The following is a 23,280-nucleotide window of genomic DNA, read 5'->3' as shown; positions in this document are numbered from 1 at the left end:
TATAAATGGCGATTAAAAATGTTGATTTTCAGAAAGTGAACCTGAACGAAGGAAAGTTGGTACAGCTGACTGCCGCAACAGCGGCGGCAGATGGCTTTGCCATTGATTTCAGTGCGCAGGACGAAAGAACGGTATTTTTGTTTCAAAACACTGGAACTGCGGCAGCCACCGTAAAGTTAAAAAAGGGTAATGGTATTCAGGGTGTTGTTGACCTTGATGCATTTTCCATTGCGGCTGGAGGTATTGCTGTATTTAGACTGGATTCCGGCGCATTTAAGCAGGTGTCTGGTGATAATAAGGGAACGGCAGTATTTATCCCGTCTTCTACTGATGTGAAAGCAGCAGTAATCGTATTACCGTAAGAACTTGGGCGGGCATTGTCCCGCCCCTTTTTAAAAGGAGGGTCAGTATGACATTTGGAGATCTGAAGGATAAATTAAGAGATATGGGGTTTGAAGAAGATGCAAGTATGGACGAGTATAAAGAACTCGTTATCAATGCGGTGAATCGTGCCACAGAGATTATAAAAAATACTGTGGTAAGTCGGTTGGAAGGGGCAGAACCTGCGCCATTTGAACTGAATTTGGAATCAGATGATGATACCGAAATCGACCTTCCGTCAAAAGTAACAATGCTGCTTCCACTTCTGAGTGCCTATTATATTTGGCTTGATGACGATGAGAGAAAAGCAGTTATGTACTACAATCAGTACGATGATTTGTGCAACCAGATTTTTGCTGAGAGAATGAATGGCACAAAAATGACAATTACGGGAGGATACAGGTTTGGCTAAGATGAACATTCCGAACCCTCCGGTTTTACATTACACTTATTATAACGATCTATTGGGAGCAGACTTTTCTTGTGATTCCACGGAATGCAATCCAAAGCGTTCACCGGATACGCTTAATATGACAAGTAATAACGGAGGAAATCCGGTTAAAAGGCTAGGATGGAGAACAAAGTATAGTCTTGGTGAGAATGAGAAAATTATTAAACTTTATATAGATTCAGATTTTCTGTATGCAATTACGACTGCAGGAGTGTATCGCATTGCAAATGATACGGTAACAAAACTTGTTGACAAAACTATTGAAAAAGCGGAACTTGTAAAATTCAATGGGAAAGTATACGTGTTTGCTGGCGGCATTTATGAAATTGGTGAAGCATTCAAGGACGTGTTAATGGACGCGTATGTACCGGAGACGATTATATCGAGAAAGCCTGACGGAACAGGTGGGACTTTTCTTGAAAGCATTAACTTGTTTACGCCAAAACGGAAAATATCTTTTCTTGGCGACACATCAAGCAAGCAGTACAATCTTGTTCCGGCGAAAGATCAACAGGAGGACGCATATAAGTATATTATCACATCATCCGTAAAAGTAGAAATTCAGGGTTCTGATGGAGTTTTTGCAGAAACTACAGCGTACATATTGCCGGAATCTGAAACAGTGACAGGACTTGATGTTGATGGTACGTCAAAGACTTTTTCTGTATGTGCACCGTATATCACATTTACGGATGCACATCCGCCTGTGGTAACTGGTCAGGACAACGTGAGGATTACTTATGAAGCTTTTGACGCCACGTTAGAAAACGGCATTATGAGGGGAGTTTATAAGAAGGAACGTGCAGAACTTCTTTCGACCGGGGTTGTAAAATCGCACGGATATATTGCCGCTGACAGGCTTTTTTGTGTAGTTGGTGGTACGAGAGTGTATTACTCGGATGTAAATAGGCCGGACTATTTCCCTGACGATAACTATTTAAAAGTAGGTAATGACGGAGAAATCAAAGGGTTGCATCGTGTTGGTCAGTATCTTGTAGCGATAAAAAATGAAATTAGCGTAGAAAGTACCATTTATCTTATAGAGGGAGTACAGTTTGACGGTCAGACTGTATTTTCTGTTACGCCTGCCATTGCGGGTGTTGGTGCTATATCGGGAAATTCTTTTGCCACACTGGTGGACGAGCCGTTATTTTTAGCAAGAACGGGCATTTATGCGATTTCCGGTACCTATATAAGTGCGGAAAAGGTTGTAAGAAATCGTTCCATGCTACTAGATAAAAGACTATGCAAGGAGGCTGATCTCGAAAATGCGGTTGGGGTGGTCTGGAATCGGTACTATATTCTGTCTGTAAATGGACATGCTTACGTATTGGATGGACGTAAGAAGTCCAGTGAGCGAGGCAGAAATACGGATTATGTATATGAAGCATACTACTGGGAGAATGTCCCAGCAACTTGTTTCTTTACCTATGCCAATGAATTGTGGTTTGGTACAGAAGACGGCAGGATATGCAAATTCAATACAGATGTTGACGACATTACCGCATATTGCGATGATGGAACAGAAATTGTAGACAATGACGGAAAACTTTTGATGACTGGTGGCGTTCCAATTCCTTGTAAATGGAGCACACCTCTTGACAGTGATGGATACCCACAGTATTTCAAAACACTGAATAAAAAAGGAAATGTTCTAACATTACTTCCTTATGATAGGAGTTCTGTTACGATATCTCTTTCTAAAGACGGAAATCCTCCGATGGAAATTGGCACATGGCAGATGGATATTTTCAACTGGAAAGTAATTGATTTTAGTAGGTTCACTTTCAATAGTAATTCTTCTGCGCAGGATGCATTTCTGAGAAAAAAAGTAAAGAAATATAAGCGGTTACAGGTGATATTTGAAAATGACACCATCTATGAACCGTTTGGAATTATTGGATATACAAAGACCTACAGCATAGGCAATTTTGCAAAGTGAGGTAGATTATGTTAGAGAAAATCACAAAACAGATGGTGAGCGCAAATAATGTAAAATCAATACCGGGTCAAAGACTTACTGGAACGGTATCCGAGAATAAGCATGTGTTTGATAAGTTCCCGGAATTGATTTCGGTTGCGCTTAACTCTATTATTGACGCTTTGCAGTCTGTAGCAGATGGTGACAGTGGTGCAGACTGTATCAATATTACGCCGATCGATGGCATGTCTGGCACAACGGTTCAGGATATTTTAAACACGTTTAAGTCGATGCTTGATGATGTTTATACAAAAGGTAGCATCGATGACAAATTGGAAGACAAAGCGGATAAGCAGACTGTGAACATGTCTCTAAAAGAGATCTCCCTTGATCCGGATACGGGTATTTGGACGTTTGTAAGGCAGAACGGAACGTCTTTCACCATTGATACGTTGTTGGAAAAGATTCTTGTAGGTTTTAAATATGATAAAACTACACAGAGCATTATTTTCACTGCATCAGACGGTACGCAACAGCCAGTATCTTTATCAGATTTTATCACAGATACGGAGTTTGTAAGTTCTGATACAATAGAAGTTAAAGTAGAAAATGGAGTAGTAAGCGCACACATCAAAGCTGGGGGTATAAGTGATGATTTACTTTCTTCTGCGCTTAAGGCTACGTTAATTGGATATAAAGATGCTGCACAGACAGCAGCAACGAATGCCGCAGCGTCCGAGACCAACGCTGGACAATATGCGAGTAGAGCGGCCGGAAGTGCCAATGCGGCAGCACAAAAGGCCACGGATGCGATTGAAAGTGCCGCTAACGCGAGTGAAAGTGCAAATAATGCGGACACTTACGCTAAAAAATCACAATCTTACGCAGTGGGCGGAACGAACAGCAGAAGCGGTGAAGATACAGACAACTCGAGGTATTATAAGGAGCAGGCGGCTTATGGAGCAACCGCAGCGGCTGAAAGTGCAAGTATTGCGCAGAATGCATCGGATGTAGCAACTAATAAAGCCAATGATGCAAAGGTTAGTGAGAATGCGGCGAAATCCGCGGCTTTAACTGCAACGGAAAAGGCCACGGCAGCTGGTATTTCTGCGACCAATGCAGCAAACAGCGAAGAAGCAGCAGCAGGAAACGCTACAATCGCTACGCAAAAGGCGAGTGCAGCGAATGCTTCTGCTACTAATGCAGCAAATAGCGCGGCAGCGGCAGAGAATAGCAAAAATGCCGCTGCTGGATCTGCTTCAGCGGCACAGGCGGCAAAAGAAGCAGCGGAACAAGCACGAGATGAGGCACAGGGAATCGCAGGTGGAGATTATGCTACAAGTGTAGCATTAAAGCAACATACTGATGATTCTGATTTACATTTCTCAACAGTAGAAAAAGAGAAGCTTTCGAATGTGCCTGAGAATACCCGAACAGCTCTAGAAAAAAAGGTAGATAAAGAGACTGGGAAGGGACTATCTACAAATGATTATACTACAGCTGAGAAAAGCAAGGTTGCAAACCTTCCTGCAAACACCAATACTGCGTTGAGTGGTAAGGTAGATAAAGAGAAAGGAAAAGGATTGTCTGCTAATGATTATACGACATTAGATAAAAATAAGGTGGGGAATTTACCGGAAAATACTAATACAGTGCTTGCCAGTAAAGCCAATAAATCTGCGATTAATCTTTCTGTTCTATCTGCTGCGGCGTGGGACACCTCGAACAGTACGTATTCTTTTGAAAATACTTATCCAGTGGCCAGCAATGACCTATCAGTAGAACCAGACAGTACATGTACGCCTGAGCAAATAGATGCGTGGAATGCTGCGAGGATTATAGGTAGTTCATCAAGTAATATACTGAAAGCATTTGGAGAAATCCCTGCAATAGATATTCCAATTATTCTGGAGGTAAGAACAAAATGATTAGCGTAAGAAATGCCGGATATGGCAGTCAAAATAATAAATGCGCACCTAATGGAACTGAGTGGACTAAGAGTTTGATGACAACTGGTGCGAATGCTGTACATAATGATAATGGTATTTGGGTCTGTGCAAGCGATAACGGTATTTACTATTCTGAAGATGGATATTCATGGTCATTGAGCAATATAAATGAAGGAACTTTTTTTAGTATTTATTATATAAAAGGAATATGGATTGTTAGCAGCAACAAGAGTAATGCTTCTGGGATATATTATTCTAGTGATGGGAAAAATTGGAACAAAACCAAATTAGATATTCCTTATTTTAATAAAATTGTCTATGGTAAGGATAGAATGTTTGCTATTTCTGATGATTCTTTATATGTATCATTAGATGGAATGTCTTGGAGCACATCTTCAAAATTAACAGGGATAAATTTTAAAGATATATATTACAGCGATGGTTTATGGATGATTGCTCCTAGATATAGCAATGGACTTTATTATTCTACAGATGGATATTCGTGGACAAAACTTTTTGATGATACAACATTTAACGGTGTTTTTTGTGCAAATGGTAAATGGGTTTCATGGAGTACAAGCAAAAACATGCCATATTATTCAGTTTCTGGTAGTAGTAATTGGAGAGTTGGAAATAAAGTCGGGGCTATTAGTTTTGAAAAAGTTGACTATATCAATGGAACATACTATGGCCTTACAGATAATGACATGTGTTATTCAGCCGAAGGAGAAAATTGGCTTCCTTGTGATATACCAATAAATCAATTTTATCCTAAAAGCTTTTACTATGCTAATGGTATATTTGTTGCAGGAAGTACTAACGCCGTCTATCCCGGGATTTATAATTCAACGAATGGAGTATCATGGGTTAAGTGTTCTAACAAAGAAACATATGGAAAATTTTATTACAATAATGGAACGTGGATTGGCTTAGATAATACGCCATATGGAGGCCTAGCTTACTCTAAGGACGCAGAAACATGGACCTATATTGACTTCAATTCCGCCTGTAATGATGTGCTTTATGCTAATGGTATGTGGGTTTTGTGTACATCTTCAGGTATATTTTATTCAGAAGGATTGCAGCCTTCTATATAAAATAAGAGCGTATATAGAAATGGCGAGCAATTATAGTTGGATAACTAAATAAAATCTGTAAAAAGTCCGGAGGACTTTTTTTATTGGAGGTATAAAATGGCTACAGGAAAAATGATGGGAAAGAGCATCAAATCTAAAGGTAATGTTTACAATACAACGTCTGCAGCGATAAAATCGCAAAAAAAACAGACCAAGAAAAACAGAAATGAAAATAAAGCGTACAGACAATATGAAAAAACTACAGATAGAATTAAGACCGAAAATGAACAGGAACTTTTAAGGCTTGATCAGGAATATGACAGCCGTCGGGCAGAAAATGATGCCCTGTGGCAAAGTAATTATGAGGCTTATGCACAACAGTCAAAAGAAAACGCAGAAAAACAGAAACAGTATTATCAGAGGATGTATGATGAGAACTCTAAAAATATCAATACAAACTATGATAGGAGTGCAAACACAGCATACATAAATTATAGACAGGGACAAAAGGCATTGCCAGAGCAATTATCACAATATGGTGTAAGTGGTGGTGCTTCAGAATCTGCAAATTTAAAATTGCAAGCCGCGTACGGTTCAAATCTTGCTAATAATGAGTTTTATCGAAATTCCGATATTGCGAATGCACGGCAAAATATGATTACAGGAATGAATGATATTGATAGCGTATTAAATGCGTCACTTGCATCTGCGTACGCAGAAAATATGGCAAATAGGGCTAATTATGCACAGGAATTATCTGATTACTACGCAGGAAAGAAAGAGGCACAGCAATTAGACTTTAGAAATAGGATGGTTGAGAACAAAGCAAATTTAAATAGAAACCTTGGACTGAATATTACTGAATACACTGATCCTAATACCGGAAGACTGCATACTGTCAATACTACCATATCAGATAGAAATAAAGAGGCAAAAGCAAAGGAAGAAGCAGACGCAGCGAATAAGGCGGCAATTGATGCATTCAACGAAGCTGTGACAGTAGGAACGAATTTGATAAACGCCGGTTATACTGTTGGTTGGAAATCTGTAAATGGACAACTTATGCCAGTTCCAACAGGTATGCAAAAAAAAACGGTAAATAAGGGTAATTCCTCTGGCGGCAGTTCCGGTGGTTCAAACACTTTGCCAAATCTAGGTGACGGTAAAGAAAAAGGCAAGAAAGACAAAGAAACGGGAACTAAATCCTACCCATCAGTATTTGATGCTATAGCTGATGGTAAAGTACCTATGACATCGGCTCTTTATGATACTGTAGAAAAGTTACTTAAATCAGGGAAAATTACAGAGGCGCAAGCCAAAGAAATGCTTAGAATGTAAGGGTATAGACTATGATAGATTTTGAAAAAGAGAAGAAAAAGGCGATAAAACGAATTAAGCAAGATATTAAAGATAGTAAAAAGAAAGCAACGCTTCCAAAACCCAAGAAAAGTAAATCTGAAATCGCAGTCAACAATATGAATTATTTGAGCGCCAGATATGGAGGTGTAAGTTCGAAGAACTATCATGTTGATTCCAGCAAGGTTATGAACCAAAAGGCGAAACAAAGTGCAGTTTACAAAAAGTATGCGAAAGGCTATAAAGGTCTGGATAAGATTGACAAAGCGATTGCTGGTGCGACTGTAGGTCTTACTACCACGTTACTACCTATCGGACAGGCTCAAATTGAAAAAGACATGCCGGAGCTAAAAGAAGATGGCATGTATAAATGGTCAAAGGTTGGTGGCACGATAGGAGCATATGCTATTCCATATGGAGCAGCATCGAAAATAATTGGAAAGGGCGCAGCGAAGATAGTCGGTACGAAAGCTGGTCAAAAGATTATTGCAAATCTTGCGAAAAAGAAAGCATTTCAGACTGCTGCCCGTAAGTCATTAACAAAAGCCGGTCAAAATGCGACAAAGAAAGCTATAGAACATGAAGCAAGGAAGCAGGCTGGAAAAGTTGCAAAAGGTTTGACTAAAGGGGCGATAGCTGATGCTACGATGGGAACTGCTTTAAACAGTAATGCTGCGCGCGCAGAGGGGTTAGAAGTAGGCTCTAAAGAGTGGAAAGAATACATGGCGAAAAGCGCAGCTATGGACTTTGCAACAGGAGGAATAATTGAAGTTGCACCTACCGCTTTAAAGGCTCTGAAAAAGGGTTCTGGCAAGAAAAAGACTACACGTCTTGTTAATGGCAGCGAAAAAACGTTCAAAGTGGACAAAACCTACATGGACTTTGCACAGGAACGCCAGAAAAATGCACTAAATAAGTCTAAAAAGGCTGTGGATATGGCGCAGAATGAATATGCTGCGGCACAGAATAAGCTGTCCAAGGCGCAAAAGTCTTTGCAGTCTAAATCTGCGAAAAGAACAGAGAATCTTGCAAAGCTAAACGAAATGCGCCAGAAGAAGCTGGCAGCTGCTGAAAGAGAATTTAAGCAGGCAGGTCTTAAACTGGAAAAGAAGCAGCATGCATACGATAACGCTGTGAAAGCCACACTTCCAGAACCAAGAGCAAACGTGAGGAAACAAGCACCACTGCCAAAGTCTTTCAATGAAGCAAAGCGGGCAAAACTAAAAGCGAATACTGACAGTTTTATGAATCAGGTATCAAGAGTGATGACGGGTGAATATAACGAAAGATTGCCGCTCAAAGTTTCCGACACGCCAGCAATTCTGAAAAAGTACGGAGCAAAAAGCAGCAAAATCACAATGCCGTCTAAGAATGTGCGAAAGATAGCTTATCCTACGAAGTATTTAGGGTTGAAAAATGGACACAATTTAGGATTTGAAGCGTTAGAGCAACTTCCTAAACAAATTTCTGACCCAGTTGCAATTTTGGATTCTTTCACACAACCTAATAGCAAAGTTATTATTACAAATATTATTGACACAAATAATAATCCTGTTTTGGTAGCTTTGCACCTCAATAAAAATGGGCAATTAAGTGTTGCAGATGAAATCGCAAGTATGTATGGGAAAGATGGCTTCGATTCATTCATGGAACGTGCACGAAAAGAAGGTAAAGTATTATACGAGAATAAAAAAACAGGTCTGAATGATGCCGTAACTTCCAAACTCCAATTGTCTGGGGACGCTACATCATCTGACCCTATATTTAGTATATACAAAAATGCTGAAAATGTCAATGGAAATAAAAATGCAGCAGTACCGGATAATAACAATAAAACTTTAAATATCGTAACTGCGTATATCGAAAAAAATGTTGATGAAACAAAAAAGGGAGGTCGGCTGCTAGATGCAGAATCTATAGCTTCTGCCCCTCGCTCACACGCCCTAGACGCGGCTGACGATTTGACTCCCAATAGCAGTATACCCGATTCAGCAGAAAAAATCAACAAAGTAGGCAAAGTTACAACAATTAAAAACCCATATAAAGGTGAAGTTCCTACAACTTCGAGTGCTTCTTCAAAGGCGTATTCAGTTCCAAATGTAAGCAATAAAGAAATATCGGATATTGAGTATCTGACAACACATCTTGAAAAAGCTGAATTAAAGAAGCAGTTAAAAGAGAGTTTTGGACAAAGTCGAGTTGTTCCTGTTAAGAACGTACAATTCGCAGGAAAAGCTTATAATGTAAAGATTAACAAAAATATTGTCGGAAAGATTGTAAGTTCAAAAGCAGAAAAGGAAAATTTGGCTTTATTAGGAAGACTTGATGAAATCGTGTCTAACGGAAAATATGTAGGAAGCGGGGAGTACATACCACATGGCAGTAAACAAAAGAAAACCGTTAGATTTGATTATTTTGAAACAGATATTCGCATAGGAGATACTGATTATATAGCCAGATTTGATGTTGAAGTTTTTCCTGATGTAAATAATTACAAGGCACATGAGGTAAAAGAAATAAACCTTGAACCTAAAACGGGTGCTGACATAGGTCCGGAACCTACCGCAGCCGTTTCAGGCAAAGGTTTTTCTAGTAATAGTATACCCGATTCAGCAGCAAAAATCAACGACGAATTTGTTGCTTCGCCGTATAGAGACCTAGGAGCAGATACATATAAGCATTCGACGAAAGATTTAAATGCAAAACGATATGGCACGGATAACGGAGTGCCGAATGCTACGCCGTATGGTGAAACTTCACAGGCCGCAAAGACTTTGTATAATAGTGATATTATGGATGAAGCCTCGAAATCAAGACTGCAAAAAGATATCAGTGAAGGTCTTCATGCGAAGTATACATTTTCAAATAAAAGAGCAGTTGACAATGCTGTGCGGTCAGTGGCGGAGGATATCAACAAGGCACGAAATACCTTTGATAGTATCATGGAAGAAGGTAAAATAGCAACCAGTGCAGATATTGCAAAAGGTTACGCTCTTGCAGATGAATATATCAAACGAGGCGACTATGAAAGTCTTAGCAGTGTTTTAGCTGATATTTCTGCTATGGAATCCGAAGCAGGAAGAACTTTGCAGGCAATGAGAATCTTTAATCAAACATCGCCAAACGCAAGAGTTGTAAGGATTCAAAAGCAGATACAGGCATTGGAACGTAGCCGTGGTGTATCTATCAAGATTCCAGCGGAACGGTTTGAAGATTTGTTGAATGCGGCTGATAATGAAAGTGCAATGAAGATTCAGAAACAGATTATGCGTGATGTATGGAATCAAATTCCTGCAACATGGACGGAAAAGGCGAATGCTTGGCGATATATGTGTATGCTCGCTAATCCGAAAACCCATATCCGAAACATTTTGGGTAATGCGCTATTTGTACCGGTAAAAGGCATGAGGAATATTATTGCAACAGGACTTGAAAAGGCTTTCGTAAAGGGGGAACGAACCAAGGCAATATTAACGCATTCTGATAAATCCTTAATTGACGCTGGAAAGGTGGACTTTACAGAGGTAAAAGACTTCATTATGGGTAATTCAAGGTATATTGAAGGGGTAAGAGATCCTGATGCAAAGGTATTCAACAATAGAGTTCTTGAGTGGATGCGACGTAAAAGCGGAGACCTTTTAGAAAAAGAAGACGAAGTATTCATGGGGTTTGCATATGAACGCTCGTATGCGCAATATTTGAAATCGCATGGTATTGATACGATTGAAAATGCAGGAGAAGATATTTTGAGAAAAGCCAGAGAATATGCCACGAATGAGGCTTTAAACAGTACCTATCGTGACGCTAGTGAGCTTGCGGATTTTTTCAGTAAGATGAAAAAGTATGCGAATACACCGTTAGATCAAGTTCCCGGAGAAACTCGTAGCGCACAGATTATCAATAAAACTGCAAGCATGGCAGTGGATGCAACGATTCCGTTCACTAAAACGCCTATCAATATCATGCGGCGTGGCTGGGATTATTCGCCGGGTGGACTGATTCAAGGTATGGGCAAGATTTTAAAAGCTGGCGGCGACAATGCCAAACTGATAGAGGGGATTGCGAAGGTTTCTTCTGGGCTTACAGGAACGGGGATTGTTGGCTTAGGCTTATACATGGGTATGCACGATATGGCACAGGGTTCGCTTGATACGATGTCAAAAGAGGGCAAATATGCAACGCAAAATGGAGAACAAGAGTATTCTATTAGGATTGGTGATTATACTTATTCTATGGACTGGGCGGCACCTATTTCTATGCCGTTCTTTATTGGGGTTGAACTTGGAAACAGTCTTGAAAAAGATGGATTTGAGTTTGTATCAGTCCTGAGTAGTATGAAGGGAATCACCGATCCGATTTTCAACTTATCGATGCTGTCAAGTCTTAACAACGTTCTCGATACGGCATTTAGTAATAATAGTGCGCTTGGAGTGTTGGAAAATGTTGCAGAATCATACGCAGGACAATATATTCCAACTTTTTTGGGGCAAATTGCAAAAACAATCAGTCCTGAAAAAAGAACTACTATTTCTACCGCAGAGAATACAGACCAGAAGAAAATAGAAACCTTTATTAATCGTATGGAAAATAAGATTCCTTTCCTCGCTGATACTAACGAACCATATGTAGATTTGTGGGGGAGAACGGAAAAGAAAAATGGCTCAGGTGATTACCTAAAGGCTGTATTTGATAACTTTATCAGTCCGGGTACGCTGAAAAGTACGCAAAAATCATCAGTTGATACAGAGTTATATAATCTGGGTGACCGACTTGGTGAAATGGACGATATTGTACCTGGAACTACTGGAAAGCAAGAGTATAACAAGAAGTTTGAAGGTACTACCTATCATATGAGTGAGCACGATTTGACTTTGTATAAAAAGGCGAAAGGGCAGTATTCCCAGCAGGGATTGCAAGAACTTTTTGCAACGAGAAAGTATCAGAATATGAGTGATGATGAGAAGAAAAAAGCGATTAAGAAGGTCTATGACGCTGCAAAGGATAGAGCAACGATGGAATTCCTTATGGGTAATGGAATATCGAAAGAGAAATACAAAGTTGCACAGATGGGGAAACATCAGAAAAAAGCCTATGAAAAAAGTGGAATGGATATTGACCGCTTTGAAACACTTTACAAAGCTAGGGATAATTATGTCGATTCTGATGGTTCGGTTACAAAGACTATGAAACTGATTGCTGGAGGTGCAGAAAACTATAAAGAAGCAAACGCCGTATTTGGCGGTGAATTATCAGATCATGCTTACAGAAATGCCAAGAACCTGTACTACCTTGGTCTAAAGCCGAAAGAAATCAGGAAGATTGCAAAGGGTGCTGATACAAATAAGAATAAGCATTATTCTACAGATGAGTTAGTAGCGTATCTGGAAACAACGTCCTATTCACGATATGAAAAGGCATACATATTCCAAGCACTTGCAAACTGGAATGCACATAACCCATACGCTTAAAGGAGGTAAACTATGGACATATCATCAATCATTGTGGCGGGAATCGCCTTTGCCGGGACGGTATTTGGAAGTTATTTCGCTAATAATAAGACAACGGCTCTGGTTACATACCGGCTGGCGCAGCTTGAAGACAAGGTAAATAAGCATAATAACTTGATTGAGCGCATGACAGTTGTGGAAGGTTCGCTTAACACAGCATGGAAACGGATTGACGAAATCCGGGAAGAACTTAAGGAGGTAGAAGAACATGAGTAAGAAATGGTTTAAGGCAGCTGCAGTAAGAGCAGTAAAAACGATGGCGCAGGCAGCCATCGCTATGATTGGGACAAGCGCGGTACTGGAAGACGTGAGTTGGCAGGTAGTTGCCAGCGCGTCGGTACTGGCCGGGGTATTATCCTTGCTTACCAGCGTATCAGGACTGCCTGAGGTGGAAAAGGAGGCATAGTATGGTTAAGAAACCGATTTTATTTTACTTATCAGCAGGTCACGGAGGCGGCGATCCGGGCGCGGTTAGCGGAAAGTTTGTAGAGGCGGATATGGCAAGGGCCGTTATGGACGCCTGTTACAAGGAATTGCTGGCACATAAAGGGCGTACATACAAAGTGGCATACCCGGAAAAGGACGGCAGCGGCATGTCTCTGGCGGCCCACATTGCAGATATGGCAAGGTATAAGGCGAAGGGATATAGAGTTGTGGCGATTGACGCGCACTTTAACGCTGGAGGCGGTGATGGCGATGAAGTGTGGGTATGGAAGGGCGTGGTTACAAAGAGCCGGTTAGGAAAGACGCTGGCAAATTTGATCATTGCCGAGCTGAAAAGGGCTGGTCAAAATACCAGAGGCGTCAAGTACACCAAAGACCTGTACTTTTTGAAGGGCGTAGGCGTGCCGGTTCTGGTGGAATATGGATTTGTAGATAACAAGACTGATCGGAAAGGCTTTGACACGAAGAAGGAACTGCAAAGCTACGGAAAGGCAACTGCAAGGGCGCTGATCAGGTACTGGGAGAAATATAAATAATGAATAAATATACATCGAATAAAAATACGGAGATGCTAGGCTAGCATCTCCGTATTTTTGGACTACATTTTGGACTACATTTTTTGCGAAAACAGGTGATTATTGGTGAATATCCTTGACAATCCTTGACAACATCGAGAATCGTGAAAATGTTGAAAAATGAACATCGTTGACCATCGATGAGCACGCTTGAAAATACAAAAAATAGGTTTCGAATCCCTTAGACCGCACCAGTAAATGAAAAACGGATACCAAATGGTGTCCGTTTTTCATTTGTAGGATACGGAAAGTTTGAGGGATTCGAACCCAACGTTCACTTTGTTCACTCCTCCAGTCGCATTTGCTCCTTTCGCTGTCCGTTTTCGCACTGCAGCTAAAGCTGCGCGAAAAAGGCGAAAGGGCGCGAGCGTAAACGAGACGCTTCGGTGAAGCGGCGAGTAGCGAGCGGGTCGCAGCCTGGCAGAGAGCGAGGCAAGACCGGCTGATGCGTAAGTATCAGCAAAATCCCTTAGACCGCACCAATAAAAACGTTGATATTTCAACGAAGAAGGCACCTAATTAGTTAGGTGCTTTTCTGTTTTTTGCATAGCGCACACGGTGCAAGACGTGTGGCTCGATTCGCACCCCTTTTGTAAAGAAAGGCGGTTTTGCAGAGTATCGTAACGAAGAAAACAATATAAAATGTCGAAAAAACTTGACGGGGGGGGTACACGGTATAATAGATTCACAGGTTTACAAAAAACTTGTGAAATATAGAAAGAGAGGTTTTACTTTATGAGAACAAAAGGACCATTACAGTACAGAATGCGATAATGCGTCAGTGATTAAATGCGGAAGGAGAATAATAATATGTTTCTATTAGATGAAAAAAAGGATTGGGCAGAGGTCTTGAAATATGTGGGAATACTTGAGGGGGCAGCTTCTATAACTGTAGCTTTTGCCTTTTTGCTCAAGGCACTTTCAGATTCTGGACATTATGGTAATAGCGAGAGTTATTTGATTTTCAGTGTTGCAATACTAATTTGCGGCGTTGTAGCTTTTGTTGTAAATATGTCCTTTGCAAGTGTCCTGTATAATTTACAAGAGATACGAAAAGCAGTAACGAAGGAAGAAACAGAGAAATAGGAAAGTGCAAAGATATGAAAAAGAAAAAGGGCGTAGTGCTTATTTTGATATGTTGTATATGTGTATTTATCTGTGGGTGCGGGAATAGAACAACAGGAAAATTTATTAGTGACCTTAATTCATTGATTCAGGAGCATTTTAAAGAAATGTCTATAGAAGAAGATGTTTCTATTGATGATAAGGAGATAGAATTATCTTATAACGAAGAAAGCGAATCTTATATTTTAGAATATAATGGGAATATTGGCGGGATGTTTAAATTTTTCAATAATGATAATCAAGTCCTTTCAGAACAGGAGATAAAAAGTTTACCTGTGACACAAATACATATTATTGGAGCGTGCAATTATGATTCGGATTCTTGGTATGCGGCAGAATTGACAGGGAGTACCCTAATTGATTATTTGGATGATAACGTTGATGGGTATGTCGATTCGCTTAACAAGTATTGGAAACTCTTTGTAGATGCTTGTAATGATGGAAAATTGACAGAGGAGAAGCTAGAAAGTAAAATGTACGGAAAATGCGACTTTGTTATAACCAAAGACCATTCCTTTGTTATTTCTTTTGATAATGAAGATGAGAATGAATAAAGGTAAGTCAAGTCTATTCATTAAATCCACATGGCGGCGGCTGTGTGGATTTTTTCATGCTAAAATCCACACATCTTCAAAATTAGAAATTACAATAAAATCTAGATATAATATTCATAGCAGTTAGGGAAAGAAATGCGTCAGGCATATTTTCAGCAAATCAATTTCAATGTTGAGATCTGCGGCTGTTCTGCTGTATGAAAATATATGACTTTTATGATCTATTCCTCTATCTGTGTCAAATCCTCCCGCAGACACGCAAGAAACCTTTCGGATGCTTTAGAAAAGACTTGATACTTTTTCCAGATCAAATAGAGCCCCGCAGTCAGCTTCGGTGCGAGAGGCCGGAAGCAAAGAGCGCTGTCGCCGGTGGTATTGACGAGACCATCCAGGGTAATGGCATAACCCATGCCTTCTTCCACCATGAGAGCGGCGTTGTAAATCAAATTGTAGCGCGCGACAATTTCCAGCTGCTCAAAATCGCCGTTGTACCAGTCGGATAAATCGTTTTTGATCAGAGCCTGTCGGGAGCAAAGCAGAGGCAGACCGGCTAAATCGGCAGGTGAGACGGAGTCTTTTTGTGCAAGGGGTGCGTTTTTTCGCATCAAAACACCCCAGACGTCTCGGTAGGGCAGCTGCAGACTGTCATATTTGCTGATGTCTACCGGTTCGATGACGATACCGAAGTCTAATAATCCTTTGTCCAGCTTTTCCGTGACATCATCGGCGTTGCCGCTGAATAGCTGATAGTGAATGTGAGGCTGTTCTGTACGAAGACGGCGGGCGGTCTTTGCCAGCAATCGTATGGCCTGGGTCTCTCCCGCGCCGATATGTACCTCGCCTGCAATCATGCCGTCGATATCGTTGAATTCAGCTTCCGTTTTATCGGTCAGATCGATGATTTCCTGGGCGCGTTTTCTCAGAAAGCGTCCTTCTTCCGTCAGCGTAATGCGCCGGTTGCCGCGTAAAAACAGAGGTTTGCCCAGTTCTTCCTCTAAATCCATCAGCTGGCGGGACAGGGTCGGTTGGGTGACATGCAGCTGGTTTGCCGCGGCTGTAATGCTTTCTTCTCTGGCAACTGCCAGGAAATACCGTAATACTCTTAATTCCATCAAATAACCTCCTTGCCTTGTATGCACTTCATTATACGATTTTTTTTATGGAAGTGTCAACTATGCTTTTTGCCTATGGAAGATATTCTTTTTAAGCATTTGCGTGAAAAAAGGCATGGCAGTATAATAAACATAAGGGAGGCGAGAGCATGAAAGAACGGAAGGAGCAGTGTGCGGCACTCCTTCAAAATTTAGAAGACGCAGGCTGTAGTGACGAGACAATTAAAACCTATATGGCATGCAGTGGAGAAAAAGAAACTGCGCAGCAGCTACAGATTTTGTGCAGATATCGGTGTCAGCTTCTGGAACAGGTTCATGCGGAACAGAAGAAGCTGGATTGTTTGGACTATCTGATTTATGATTTAAAAAAACAGAAAAAGGAGAAAGAACATGATTTATAAAGCATTTCAGGATTTAAAATTATCGGCGCTGGGCTTTGGCGCGATGCGTCTTCCGGTTGTGGCAGGGAAAGATGCTGATATTGATAAAGATGCTGCAAGCGCCATGGTGGCGGAGGCGATGCGGCAGGGGATAAACTATTACGATACGGCATGGGGCTACCATGAGGGAAATTCGGAACTTGTCATGGGCGAGATTCTCAGCGCTTATCCGAGAGACAGCTTTTACCTTGCCACCAAGTTTCCGGGCTATGACCTTTCTAATATGAATAAAGTAGAAGAAATTTTTGAAAAGCAGCTGGAGAAGTGCGGCGTGGAATATTTTGATTTCTATCTGTTTCATAATGTCTGTGAAATGAATATAGAGGATTATTTAGATGAGCGCCATGGGATTTACGATTATCTGATGGAGCAGAAGCGAAATGGACGGATTCGTCATTTAGGATTTTCTGCCCACGGAGAGACGCCTGTGATGCGTCGTTTTCTTGAAAAATACGGTAAGGACATGGAGTTTTGCCAGATTCAGCTGAACTATCTGGACCTGAAGTTTCAGGACGCGCAGGCGAAGCTGGAACTCTTAAAAGAGTACGGCATTCCCGTATGGGTGATGGAACCGCTTCGGGGCGGCAGACTTGCAAAGCTTTCAGAAGAAGAAATCGCAAAGCTAGCAGATCTTCGTCCTGATGAAACGCCGGTCGCGTGGGCATTCCGCTTTCTGCAGTCGATTCCTCAGGTTACAATGGTGCTGTCCGGCATGTCAAATATGGAACAGCTGACTGCCAATGTGGATACTTATACGGATGAAAAGCCGTTGAACGAGGAGGAACAGAAAGCCTTGCAGGAGATTGCAGAGGCAATAGCGGCAAAAGTGGCGCTGCCTTGTACTTCCTGCCGCTACTGCACCAGCCACTGCCCGCAGGGACTGGATATTCCGTATTTGTTGTCCCTGTATAACGAGCATCGCTCCACGACTGAGGTCGGTGGTATGAGCTTCATTGCGCCGATGGCGCTTTCTGCAGTGGAAAAAGAAAAACTGCCGAGCGCATGTATCGGGTGCGGCAGCTGTGAGGCAGTATGTCCGCAGCAAATCAAGATTTCACAGGCAATGCAGGAGTTTTCCGGCATGCTGGGTATGTAAAATTCAGGGAGGAATTGAAATGAGCAAAACATTAGTCGCATATTTTTCAGCCAGCGGCATAACAGCTGGCGTAGCAAAGACGGTAGCAAAGGTAGCCGGCGCGGATTTGTTTGAAATCAAGCCGCAGACGCCGTATACCAAGGCAGATTTAAATTGGATGGATCAGAAATCCCGTAGCTCACAAGAAATGAATGATCGGAACGCAAGACCTGCCATTGCTGATACAGTTAGTGGTATGGAAGACTATGACACGGTGCTGATTGGTTTTCCGATTTGGTGGTATACTGCGCCTAGAATCATCGAGACGTTTCTGGAAAGCTATGACTTTTCAGAAAAGCGGATTGCTGTTTTCGCAACATCCGGCGGCAGCGGTCTTGGAGATACAGAAAAAGACCTGCAGGCAGTCTGCAAAGGTGCTGCAAAGTGGCTGCCAGGCAGGCTTTTGCCGGGCAGAGTAGGCGAAGCCGAAGCCGCAGCCTGGCTTTCTGAGATTGGTATCGTAAAATAGCATTTAGAAAATAAATCCCCATCGGTGCAAACGTATGCTGATGGGGATTTTGCGCTGCTTCGCCCTGGATTAGGTACGTATCCTCCTTGAATCAGGAATCTGTTTATGATAAAATCAAGAAAAAGAGGAGGGCGTGGATGGAAGTTCGTTACATCAAAGCGGATGATGACAGAGCATTGATCAGCAGAGTATACGAGGAAAGTTGGAAGCATGCCTATCGCGGCATAATCCCGCAGGACTATTTGGATTCCATTCCGACAGGGAAATGGGCGCAAAATCTGGATCGTGCGGGATGGGAGACAATGGTTTTAACAGAACATGGAGAAATCGCAGGAACGAGTAGTTTTTGTAAATCCCGTTTTAAGCAGTTTGCTGAGCAGGGAGAGATCATCTCCATCTATCTGCTGCCCGATTATATTGGAAAGGGCTATGGGAAGATTCTTTTAGAATCCGTTGTTATGGAGTTGAAGGCACAGGAATACGAAGAAGCATTTTTGTGGGTTCTTGAGGAAAACGTCAGCGCGAGACGTTTTTATGAGAAATTCGGTTTTCTGCAGACGGAGGATGCTTTGGAGGATTGTATTGGCGGTAAAAAACTGCGCGAAATTCGATATCGTTATAGACTGCGGTAATTTAGTTTGCGGCGGATGTATGCAAGAAAGGAAGAAGATGATGGAAAAAGCGATTCAATATTTGGAGAAAAACAGATTACTGCATATCGGTATGCTGGAAGCGATTCGTAAAGGAAATGCGGAGATTCTGGAAGCTTCGGAAGAAGGGGTACTGCTCCTTGATCGAAGCTGCAATGTGCATATGATGTCAGCGGCAAATCAGGAAAAGGGGAAGGCGCTGCTGGATCAGATCACAGACTGCTACCAGCTGATTGTCTGTCAGGAGGAACTGGTGCCGTACGCTTCTGAAAAATTCGGGATGTATACTTTGTTTCCATGTAAGAAAGTGGTGCGCTTTTCCAAAGAAAAGCTGGATTTAAAAACGGATCTTCGCATAGAACGGGCAGATGAGGCCCATGTCACCATGATCAAAGAGGTTTATCATACCATTCCGCCGGAAGAAGTGGATGAGATCAGCAGACGAGGCAATCTGTTCTGCGCTTTCTCAGGTGAGGTTTTCATAGGGTTTTCGGGGAATCATCTGGATGGCAGTTTGGGGCTTTTAGATATTTTTCCGGCATATCAGGGACGCGGTTACGGCGAGGCACTGGAACGGTTTATGGTAAATTATATCTTGGACAAAGGAGACATTCCTTACGGCGAAATTGTCATTGGCAATACAATATCTGAAAATCTGCAGCGGAAACTGGGGTTTGAAATTTCAGAAGAAACCATCACCTGGCTGCTGTAAGAAAATCGATATAGAAATTCCACGCTGCGTTGTTTGTTTTGCAGGATCTTTTTTGCTGCAGCAAATATGGTTTATTTCGTGTGTAAGGAGATAAACAGGTTTTGATGTTTATTTGAAGACAGGAATTTATGAGAAATTGTAAATTTCCTCTTTTCTTTTTGGAAAACTGTGTTATAATATTATTCGTTGGCGACGGGGTATGGCGCAGTTGGTAGCGCGCTGTGTTCGGGACGCAGAGGCCGTCAGTTCGAGCCTGACTACTCCGACCAATATAAAACTGTCGAGAAATTGAGCGATCAATATCTCGGCAGTTTTTTGCATAATTGTCTTTCAAGAAAGTATGAAAGATGAGCATATATCAAACTTTGTAAAGGCGACATTCAGGATTGATTTTGTTGAGTTAAATTCCATCTTACGGCTTTAGCAGGGTGGAATTTAGTTTTGCAATGAAAATTGAAAAGAAAAAGCTGTATTTCAGGGAAATAATGCTTGCAATTCAGGGCGAAATGACATATAATAACTAAGGCTCGTCTAATGCGAGCTTCTATTTTAATACATTTTGCACACCCGGTCATTGATGCAGGTGGTGCCCCGTGCCATGGGGTTATATGCACATCAGATCGAGTGGAAGGTTAAACCAGGAGGAAAGAAAAATGGCAGTAATTTCAATGAAACAATTACTTGAAGCTGGTGTACATTTCGGACATCAGACAAGAAGATGGAACCCTAAGATGGCTCCTTACATCTTCACAGAGAGAAACGGCATCTATATTATCGACTTGCAGAAGACTGTTAAGAAGATTGAAGAAGCTTATGACTTTATGAAGGAAGTCGCAGCTACCGGCAAACCAATCCTGTTCGTTGGTACAAAAAAGCAGGCGCAGAATGCTATTACTGATGAAGCAAAGAGATGCGGTCAGTATTACGTAAGCGAGAGATGGCTGGGCGGTATGCTGACAAACTACAAGACAATCAGCGGCAGAATTAAGAGACTCTTTGACATTGAGAAAATGGAAGAAGACGGAACTTTTGAGAAGCTGTCCAAGAAAGAAGTTATCAAGCTGAGAGCAGAACATGATAAATTGGAAAAATTCTTAGGCGGTATCAAAGATATGAAGGGCATGCCTGGCGCGCTGTTCATCGTTGATCCTAAGAAAGAAAGAATCGCAGTAAAGGAAGCTAGAATTTTAGGTATTCCTATCATCGGTATTGTAGATACAAACTGTGACCCTGATGATGTAGATTACATCATTCCGGCCAATGACGATGCTATCAGAGCAGTTAAACTGATTGCAGGAAGAATGGCTGATGCTGTTATTGAAGCAAATCAGGGTGAAAGCTATGATGAAGGTCCGGCTGAAGGTGAAGTTGTAGAGGAAGCGGCTGCTGAGGAAGAAGCAGCAGTAGAGGCTGAATAATTTCACATATTACAGATAAATTTGTATGACATATGACGCGTTTCATTCCAATTGGAGGCATGGAATGCAGACATAAGGTCTGCTTAGCCAAAACAAGTTTTGGAGCAGAACCATTAGGAGGAAAGAGAAATGGCTGTAACTGCACAATTAGTAAAAGAGTTAAGAGAAATGACTGGCGCAGGCATGATGGATTGTAAAAAAGCGCTGGTTGAGACAGATGGAGACATCGATAAGGCTGTTGAAGTATTGAGAGAAAAAGGACTGTCCAAGGCTGCTAAGAAGGCCGGCAGAATTGCTGCTGAAGGTTTAGTTCAGATTGCTTTCTCTGACGATCATAAGAAAGCGGCTGTTATCGAAGTCAATTCCGAGACAGACTTTGTTGCCAAGAACCCTGAATTCATTGAGTTCGTTGACAATCTGGCAGCAAAGGTAATCGAAAAAGACAATCCTTGCATGGAATGCTTCATGGAAATGCCGTATGGCGATGAGGGTACAGTAAAAGACGCTCTCACCAATAAGATCTCTAAGATCGGCGAAAACATGAACATCAGAAGATTCGAGAAGTTAGAGACAGAAGGCGTTGTTTACACCGGATATATTCACGCTGGCGGAAAGATCGGCGTATTGGTAGGTATCAAAACTGATGCGACTGCAGCAGAAATTGAAACCGTAGGTAAGGACGTAGCAATGCAGGTTGCTTCTATGAGCCCTAAGTTTGTCAAAGAGGATGAGGTTGATCAGGAATGGCTGGCTTCTGAAACAGAAATTGCAAAGCAGCAATTGCTTAATGAGGGTAAAAAACCAGAACTGCTTGACAAAATTATCCCTGGCAAGATCAAGGCCATTCTGAAAGAGGTTTGTCTGGTAGATCAGAAGTTTGTTAAAAACAGTGATGTAACTGTAGCACAGTATGTTGCTGAAGAAGCAAAGAAACTGGGCAAAGATATGGCAATTGTAGAGATGGTTCGTTACGAGGTTGGCGAAGGTATCGAGAAGAAAGAAGAAGACTTTGCCGCTGAGGTTGCAGCACAGCAGGCCGCTGCTGCAGCTAAGAACAATTAGTACGGTTAAAATTGAGATTATCCCCCGTTATCACCATGATGACGGGGGCTTTGTGTATGACAGCATGATTTGCGGAAAGAACATATGATAGTAAAGTGCATCACGGTGTATTTGGCGCTGATCAATATAGGAACTTTTTTGCTTTATGGTATAGATAAACGGAAGGCAATAAATGAAAAATGGAGGATTTCTGAGCGGACGCTTTTGCTCGTTTCTCTATCGGGAGGCAGCTTAGGCGCTTTGACCGGTATGAACGTGTTTCATCATAAGACCCGCAATTTAAGATTCAGAATATTAATTCCTGTGTTCCTACTGATTCACCTTGCGTTAGTGGGCATTTACCTAATGCAATCATAGTACGATAAGCGAAATACAGCTTTGGCTTGAATAAAAATTGGATAATTTGTAGATATAACTCATGGAATGATTTTTAGTTTTTGTATAAACTATAACCATGAATAAAGATACAGAGAAAATAAAGAAAACTGAAAAGAGAGAACTGGAATTATTCAAAGCTAGCGCTGGTTCGAGAATCCGTTTTTATAGAGAACAAATCAAGATGAGCCAGGAGGAACTTGCGAACAAAGTGGGTTTGTCCAATAACGCTATATCAAATATGGAAAATGGCAAGACAGAAACCAGCTTTTATAAGGCGGCGAAATGCAGTGAAGTATTAGGCGCTTCTTTAGACGAGATTGCTTATGGGATAACGATTAAGAGAAATACGGAACTTAGAAATCTGTGCTATATAGTGGAGAATGAATTTAACAAAGCCCAGCAGGATTTCGTACTGCAAATGATGCGTGCTATGATAAAGGAAGTTCGCAAATTGGATATTGAGGAAGATGGAGAGGAGTAATCTTCTCCTATTTTTATACATATTATATAATTTTGTTTGAGCCTTTAACCAATTATGCGCTCACGTGATAAACTGGTCAATGGA

22 protein-coding genes and 1 tRNA gene are annotated in these 23,280 nt (G+C 41.5%); 22 read left to right on the top strand and 1 reads right to left on the bottom strand.

The genetic code is table 11. The features are described 5' to 3' along the window. Positions 1-5: 5 nt before the first annotated feature. The 12 genes from ACPW7J_RS09470 (at position 6) to ACPW7J_RS09415 (ending at position 15,339) form a co-directional block, all read left to right on the top strand. Entirely contained in the window at positions 6-362 is a 357-nt protein-coding gene (locus ACPW7J_RS09470) for a hypothetical protein (protein ID WP_425755094.1), read from the top strand. A gap of 47 nt (positions 363-409) precedes the next feature. Next, entirely contained in the window at positions 410-793 is a 384-nt protein-coding gene (locus ACPW7J_RS09465) for a hypothetical protein (protein WP_425755093.1), read from the top strand. Beyond that, the gene (locus ACPW7J_RS09460) at positions 786-2,774 is read left to right on the top strand and encodes a hypothetical protein (protein ID WP_425755092.1); all 1,989 of its coding nucleotides are present in this window, start codon (positions 786-788) and stop codon (positions 2,772-2,774) included. The genes ACPW7J_RS09465 and ACPW7J_RS09460 overlap by 8 nt, the downstream gene beginning before the upstream one ends. Positions 2,775-2,782: 8 nt before the next feature. Further along, complete coding sequence (locus ACPW7J_RS09455) at positions 2,783-4,681, top strand: hypothetical protein (protein ID WP_425755091.1); 1,899 nt, start codon at positions 2,783-2,785, stop codon at positions 4,679-4,681. Then, complete coding sequence (locus tag ACPW7J_RS09450) at positions 4,678-5,799, top strand: WD40/YVTN/BNR-like repeat-containing protein (RefSeq protein WP_425755090.1); 1,122 nt, start codon at positions 4,678-4,680, stop codon at positions 5,797-5,799. Before ACPW7J_RS09455 ends, ACPW7J_RS09450 begins: the two co-directional genes overlap by 4 nt. Positions 5,800-5,895: 96 nt before the next feature. Beyond that, entirely contained in the window at positions 5,896-7,116 is a 1,221-nt protein-coding gene (locus ACPW7J_RS09445; RefSeq protein ID WP_425755089.1) for a hypothetical protein, read from the top strand. Positions 7,117-7,127: 11 nt separating this feature from the next. Then, a complete protein-coding gene (locus ACPW7J_RS09440) occupies positions 7,128-12,602 on the top strand; it encodes a hypothetical protein (RefSeq protein WP_425755088.1) in 5,475 nt (1,824 codons plus the stop codon). A gap of 12 nt (positions 12,603-12,614) precedes the next feature. Then, on the top strand, positions 12,615-12,857 hold the full coding sequence (locus ACPW7J_RS09435; protein WP_425755087.1) for a hypothetical protein: 243 nt from the start codon (positions 12,615-12,617) through the stop codon (positions 12,855-12,857). After that, complete coding sequence (locus ACPW7J_RS09430; RefSeq protein ID WP_425755086.1) at positions 12,850-13,047, top strand: holin; 198 nt, start codon at positions 12,850-12,852, stop codon at positions 13,045-13,047. The genes ACPW7J_RS09435 and ACPW7J_RS09430 overlap by 8 nt, the downstream gene beginning before the upstream one ends. Position 13,048: 1 nt before the next feature. Further along, a complete protein-coding gene (locus ACPW7J_RS09425) occupies positions 13,049-13,621 on the top strand; it encodes an N-acetylmuramoyl-L-alanine amidase (protein WP_425755085.1) in 573 nt (190 codons plus the stop codon). A gap of 849 nt (positions 13,622-14,470) precedes the next feature. Next, the gene (locus ACPW7J_RS09420) at positions 14,471-14,746 is read left to right on the top strand and encodes a hypothetical protein (RefSeq protein WP_425755084.1); all 276 of its coding nucleotides are present in this window, start codon (positions 14,471-14,473) and stop codon (positions 14,744-14,746) included. Between the two features lie 14 nt (positions 14,747-14,760). Continuing rightward, positions 14,761-15,339 (top strand): hypothetical protein, encoded by a 579-nt coding sequence (locus tag ACPW7J_RS09415; RefSeq protein ID WP_425755083.1) that lies wholly within the window; start codon positions 14,761-14,763, stop codon positions 15,337-15,339. A gap of 221 nt (positions 15,340-15,560) precedes the next feature. On the opposite strand, the gene ACPW7J_RS09410 is transcribed toward ACPW7J_RS09415, so the two are convergent. Continuing rightward, positions 15,561-16,451, bottom strand: a complete 891-nt coding sequence (locus ACPW7J_RS09410; protein ID WP_425755082.1) for a LysR family transcriptional regulator — start codon at positions 16,449-16,451, stop codon at positions 15,561-15,563. A 149-nt stretch (positions 16,452-16,600) separates the two neighbouring features. On the opposite strand from ACPW7J_RS09410, the gene ACPW7J_RS09405 reads away from it, so the two are divergent. The 10 genes from ACPW7J_RS09405 (at position 16,601) to ACPW7J_RS09360 (ending at position 23,196) form a co-directional block, all read left to right on the top strand. Further along, a complete protein-coding gene (locus tag ACPW7J_RS09405) occupies positions 16,601-16,852 on the top strand; it encodes a hypothetical protein (protein WP_161874951.1) in 252 nt (83 codons plus the stop codon). Continuing rightward, positions 16,842-17,987 (top strand): aldo/keto reductase, encoded by a 1,146-nt coding sequence (locus ACPW7J_RS09400; RefSeq protein ID WP_425755081.1) that lies wholly within the window; start codon positions 16,842-16,844, stop codon positions 17,985-17,987. Before ACPW7J_RS09405 ends, ACPW7J_RS09400 begins: the two co-directional genes overlap by 11 nt. Before the next feature lie 19 nt (positions 17,988-18,006). After that, positions 18,007-18,495: a flavodoxin gene (locus ACPW7J_RS09395; RefSeq protein WP_425755080.1), complete on the top strand. Its 489-nt coding sequence runs from the start codon at positions 18,007-18,009 to the stop codon at positions 18,493-18,495. A gap of 137 nt (positions 18,496-18,632) precedes the next feature. Beyond that, entirely contained in the window at positions 18,633-19,127 is a 495-nt protein-coding gene (locus ACPW7J_RS09390; protein WP_161874954.1) for a GNAT family N-acetyltransferase, read from the top strand. Further along, positions 19,078-19,857, top strand: coding sequence for a GNAT family N-acetyltransferase (locus ACPW7J_RS09385; RefSeq protein ID WP_425755079.1), 780 nt, complete (start codon positions 19,078-19,080; stop codon positions 19,855-19,857). Before ACPW7J_RS09390 ends, ACPW7J_RS09385 begins: the two co-directional genes overlap by 50 nt. 193 nt (positions 19,858-20,050) lie before the next feature. Next, positions 20,051-20,126 (top strand) — tRNA-Pro (locus tag ACPW7J_RS09380). A gap of 384 nt (positions 20,127-20,510) precedes the next feature. After that, positions 20,511-21,275 (top strand): 30S ribosomal protein S2, encoded by a 765-nt coding sequence (gene rpsB, locus ACPW7J_RS09375; protein ID WP_161874957.1) that lies wholly within the window; start codon positions 20,511-20,513, stop codon positions 21,273-21,275. Positions 21,276-21,404: 129 nt separating this feature from the next. Then, the gene (gene tsf / locus ACPW7J_RS09370) at positions 21,405-22,337 is read left to right on the top strand and encodes a translation elongation factor Ts (RefSeq protein ID WP_161875503.1); all 933 of its coding nucleotides are present in this window, start codon (positions 21,405-21,407) and stop codon (positions 22,335-22,337) included. Positions 22,338-22,421: 84 nt separating this feature from the next. Then, positions 22,422-22,694 carry a DUF1294 domain-containing protein gene (locus ACPW7J_RS09365; RefSeq protein WP_161875502.1) on the top strand — a complete coding sequence of 91 codons (273 nt, stop codon included), beginning with the start codon at positions 22,422-22,424 and terminating at the stop codon, positions 22,692-22,694. A gap of 97 nt (positions 22,695-22,791) precedes the next feature. Continuing rightward, positions 22,792-23,196, top strand: coding sequence for a helix-turn-helix domain-containing protein (locus ACPW7J_RS09360; RefSeq protein ID WP_424959703.1), 405 nt, complete (start codon positions 22,792-22,794; stop codon positions 23,194-23,196). Positions 23,197-23,280 lie beyond the last annotated feature (84 nt).

Origin of the sequence: Ihubacter sp. rT4E-8 (assembly GCF_049852125.1) — a bacterium.
In the GTDB taxonomy this organism is placed as follows: domain Bacteria; phylum Bacillota; class Clostridia; order Peptostreptococcales; family Anaerovoracaceae; genus Senimuribacter.
Note: the sequence above shows the minus strand (reverse complement) of the source record. Positions and strands in the feature narration are given on the sequence as shown.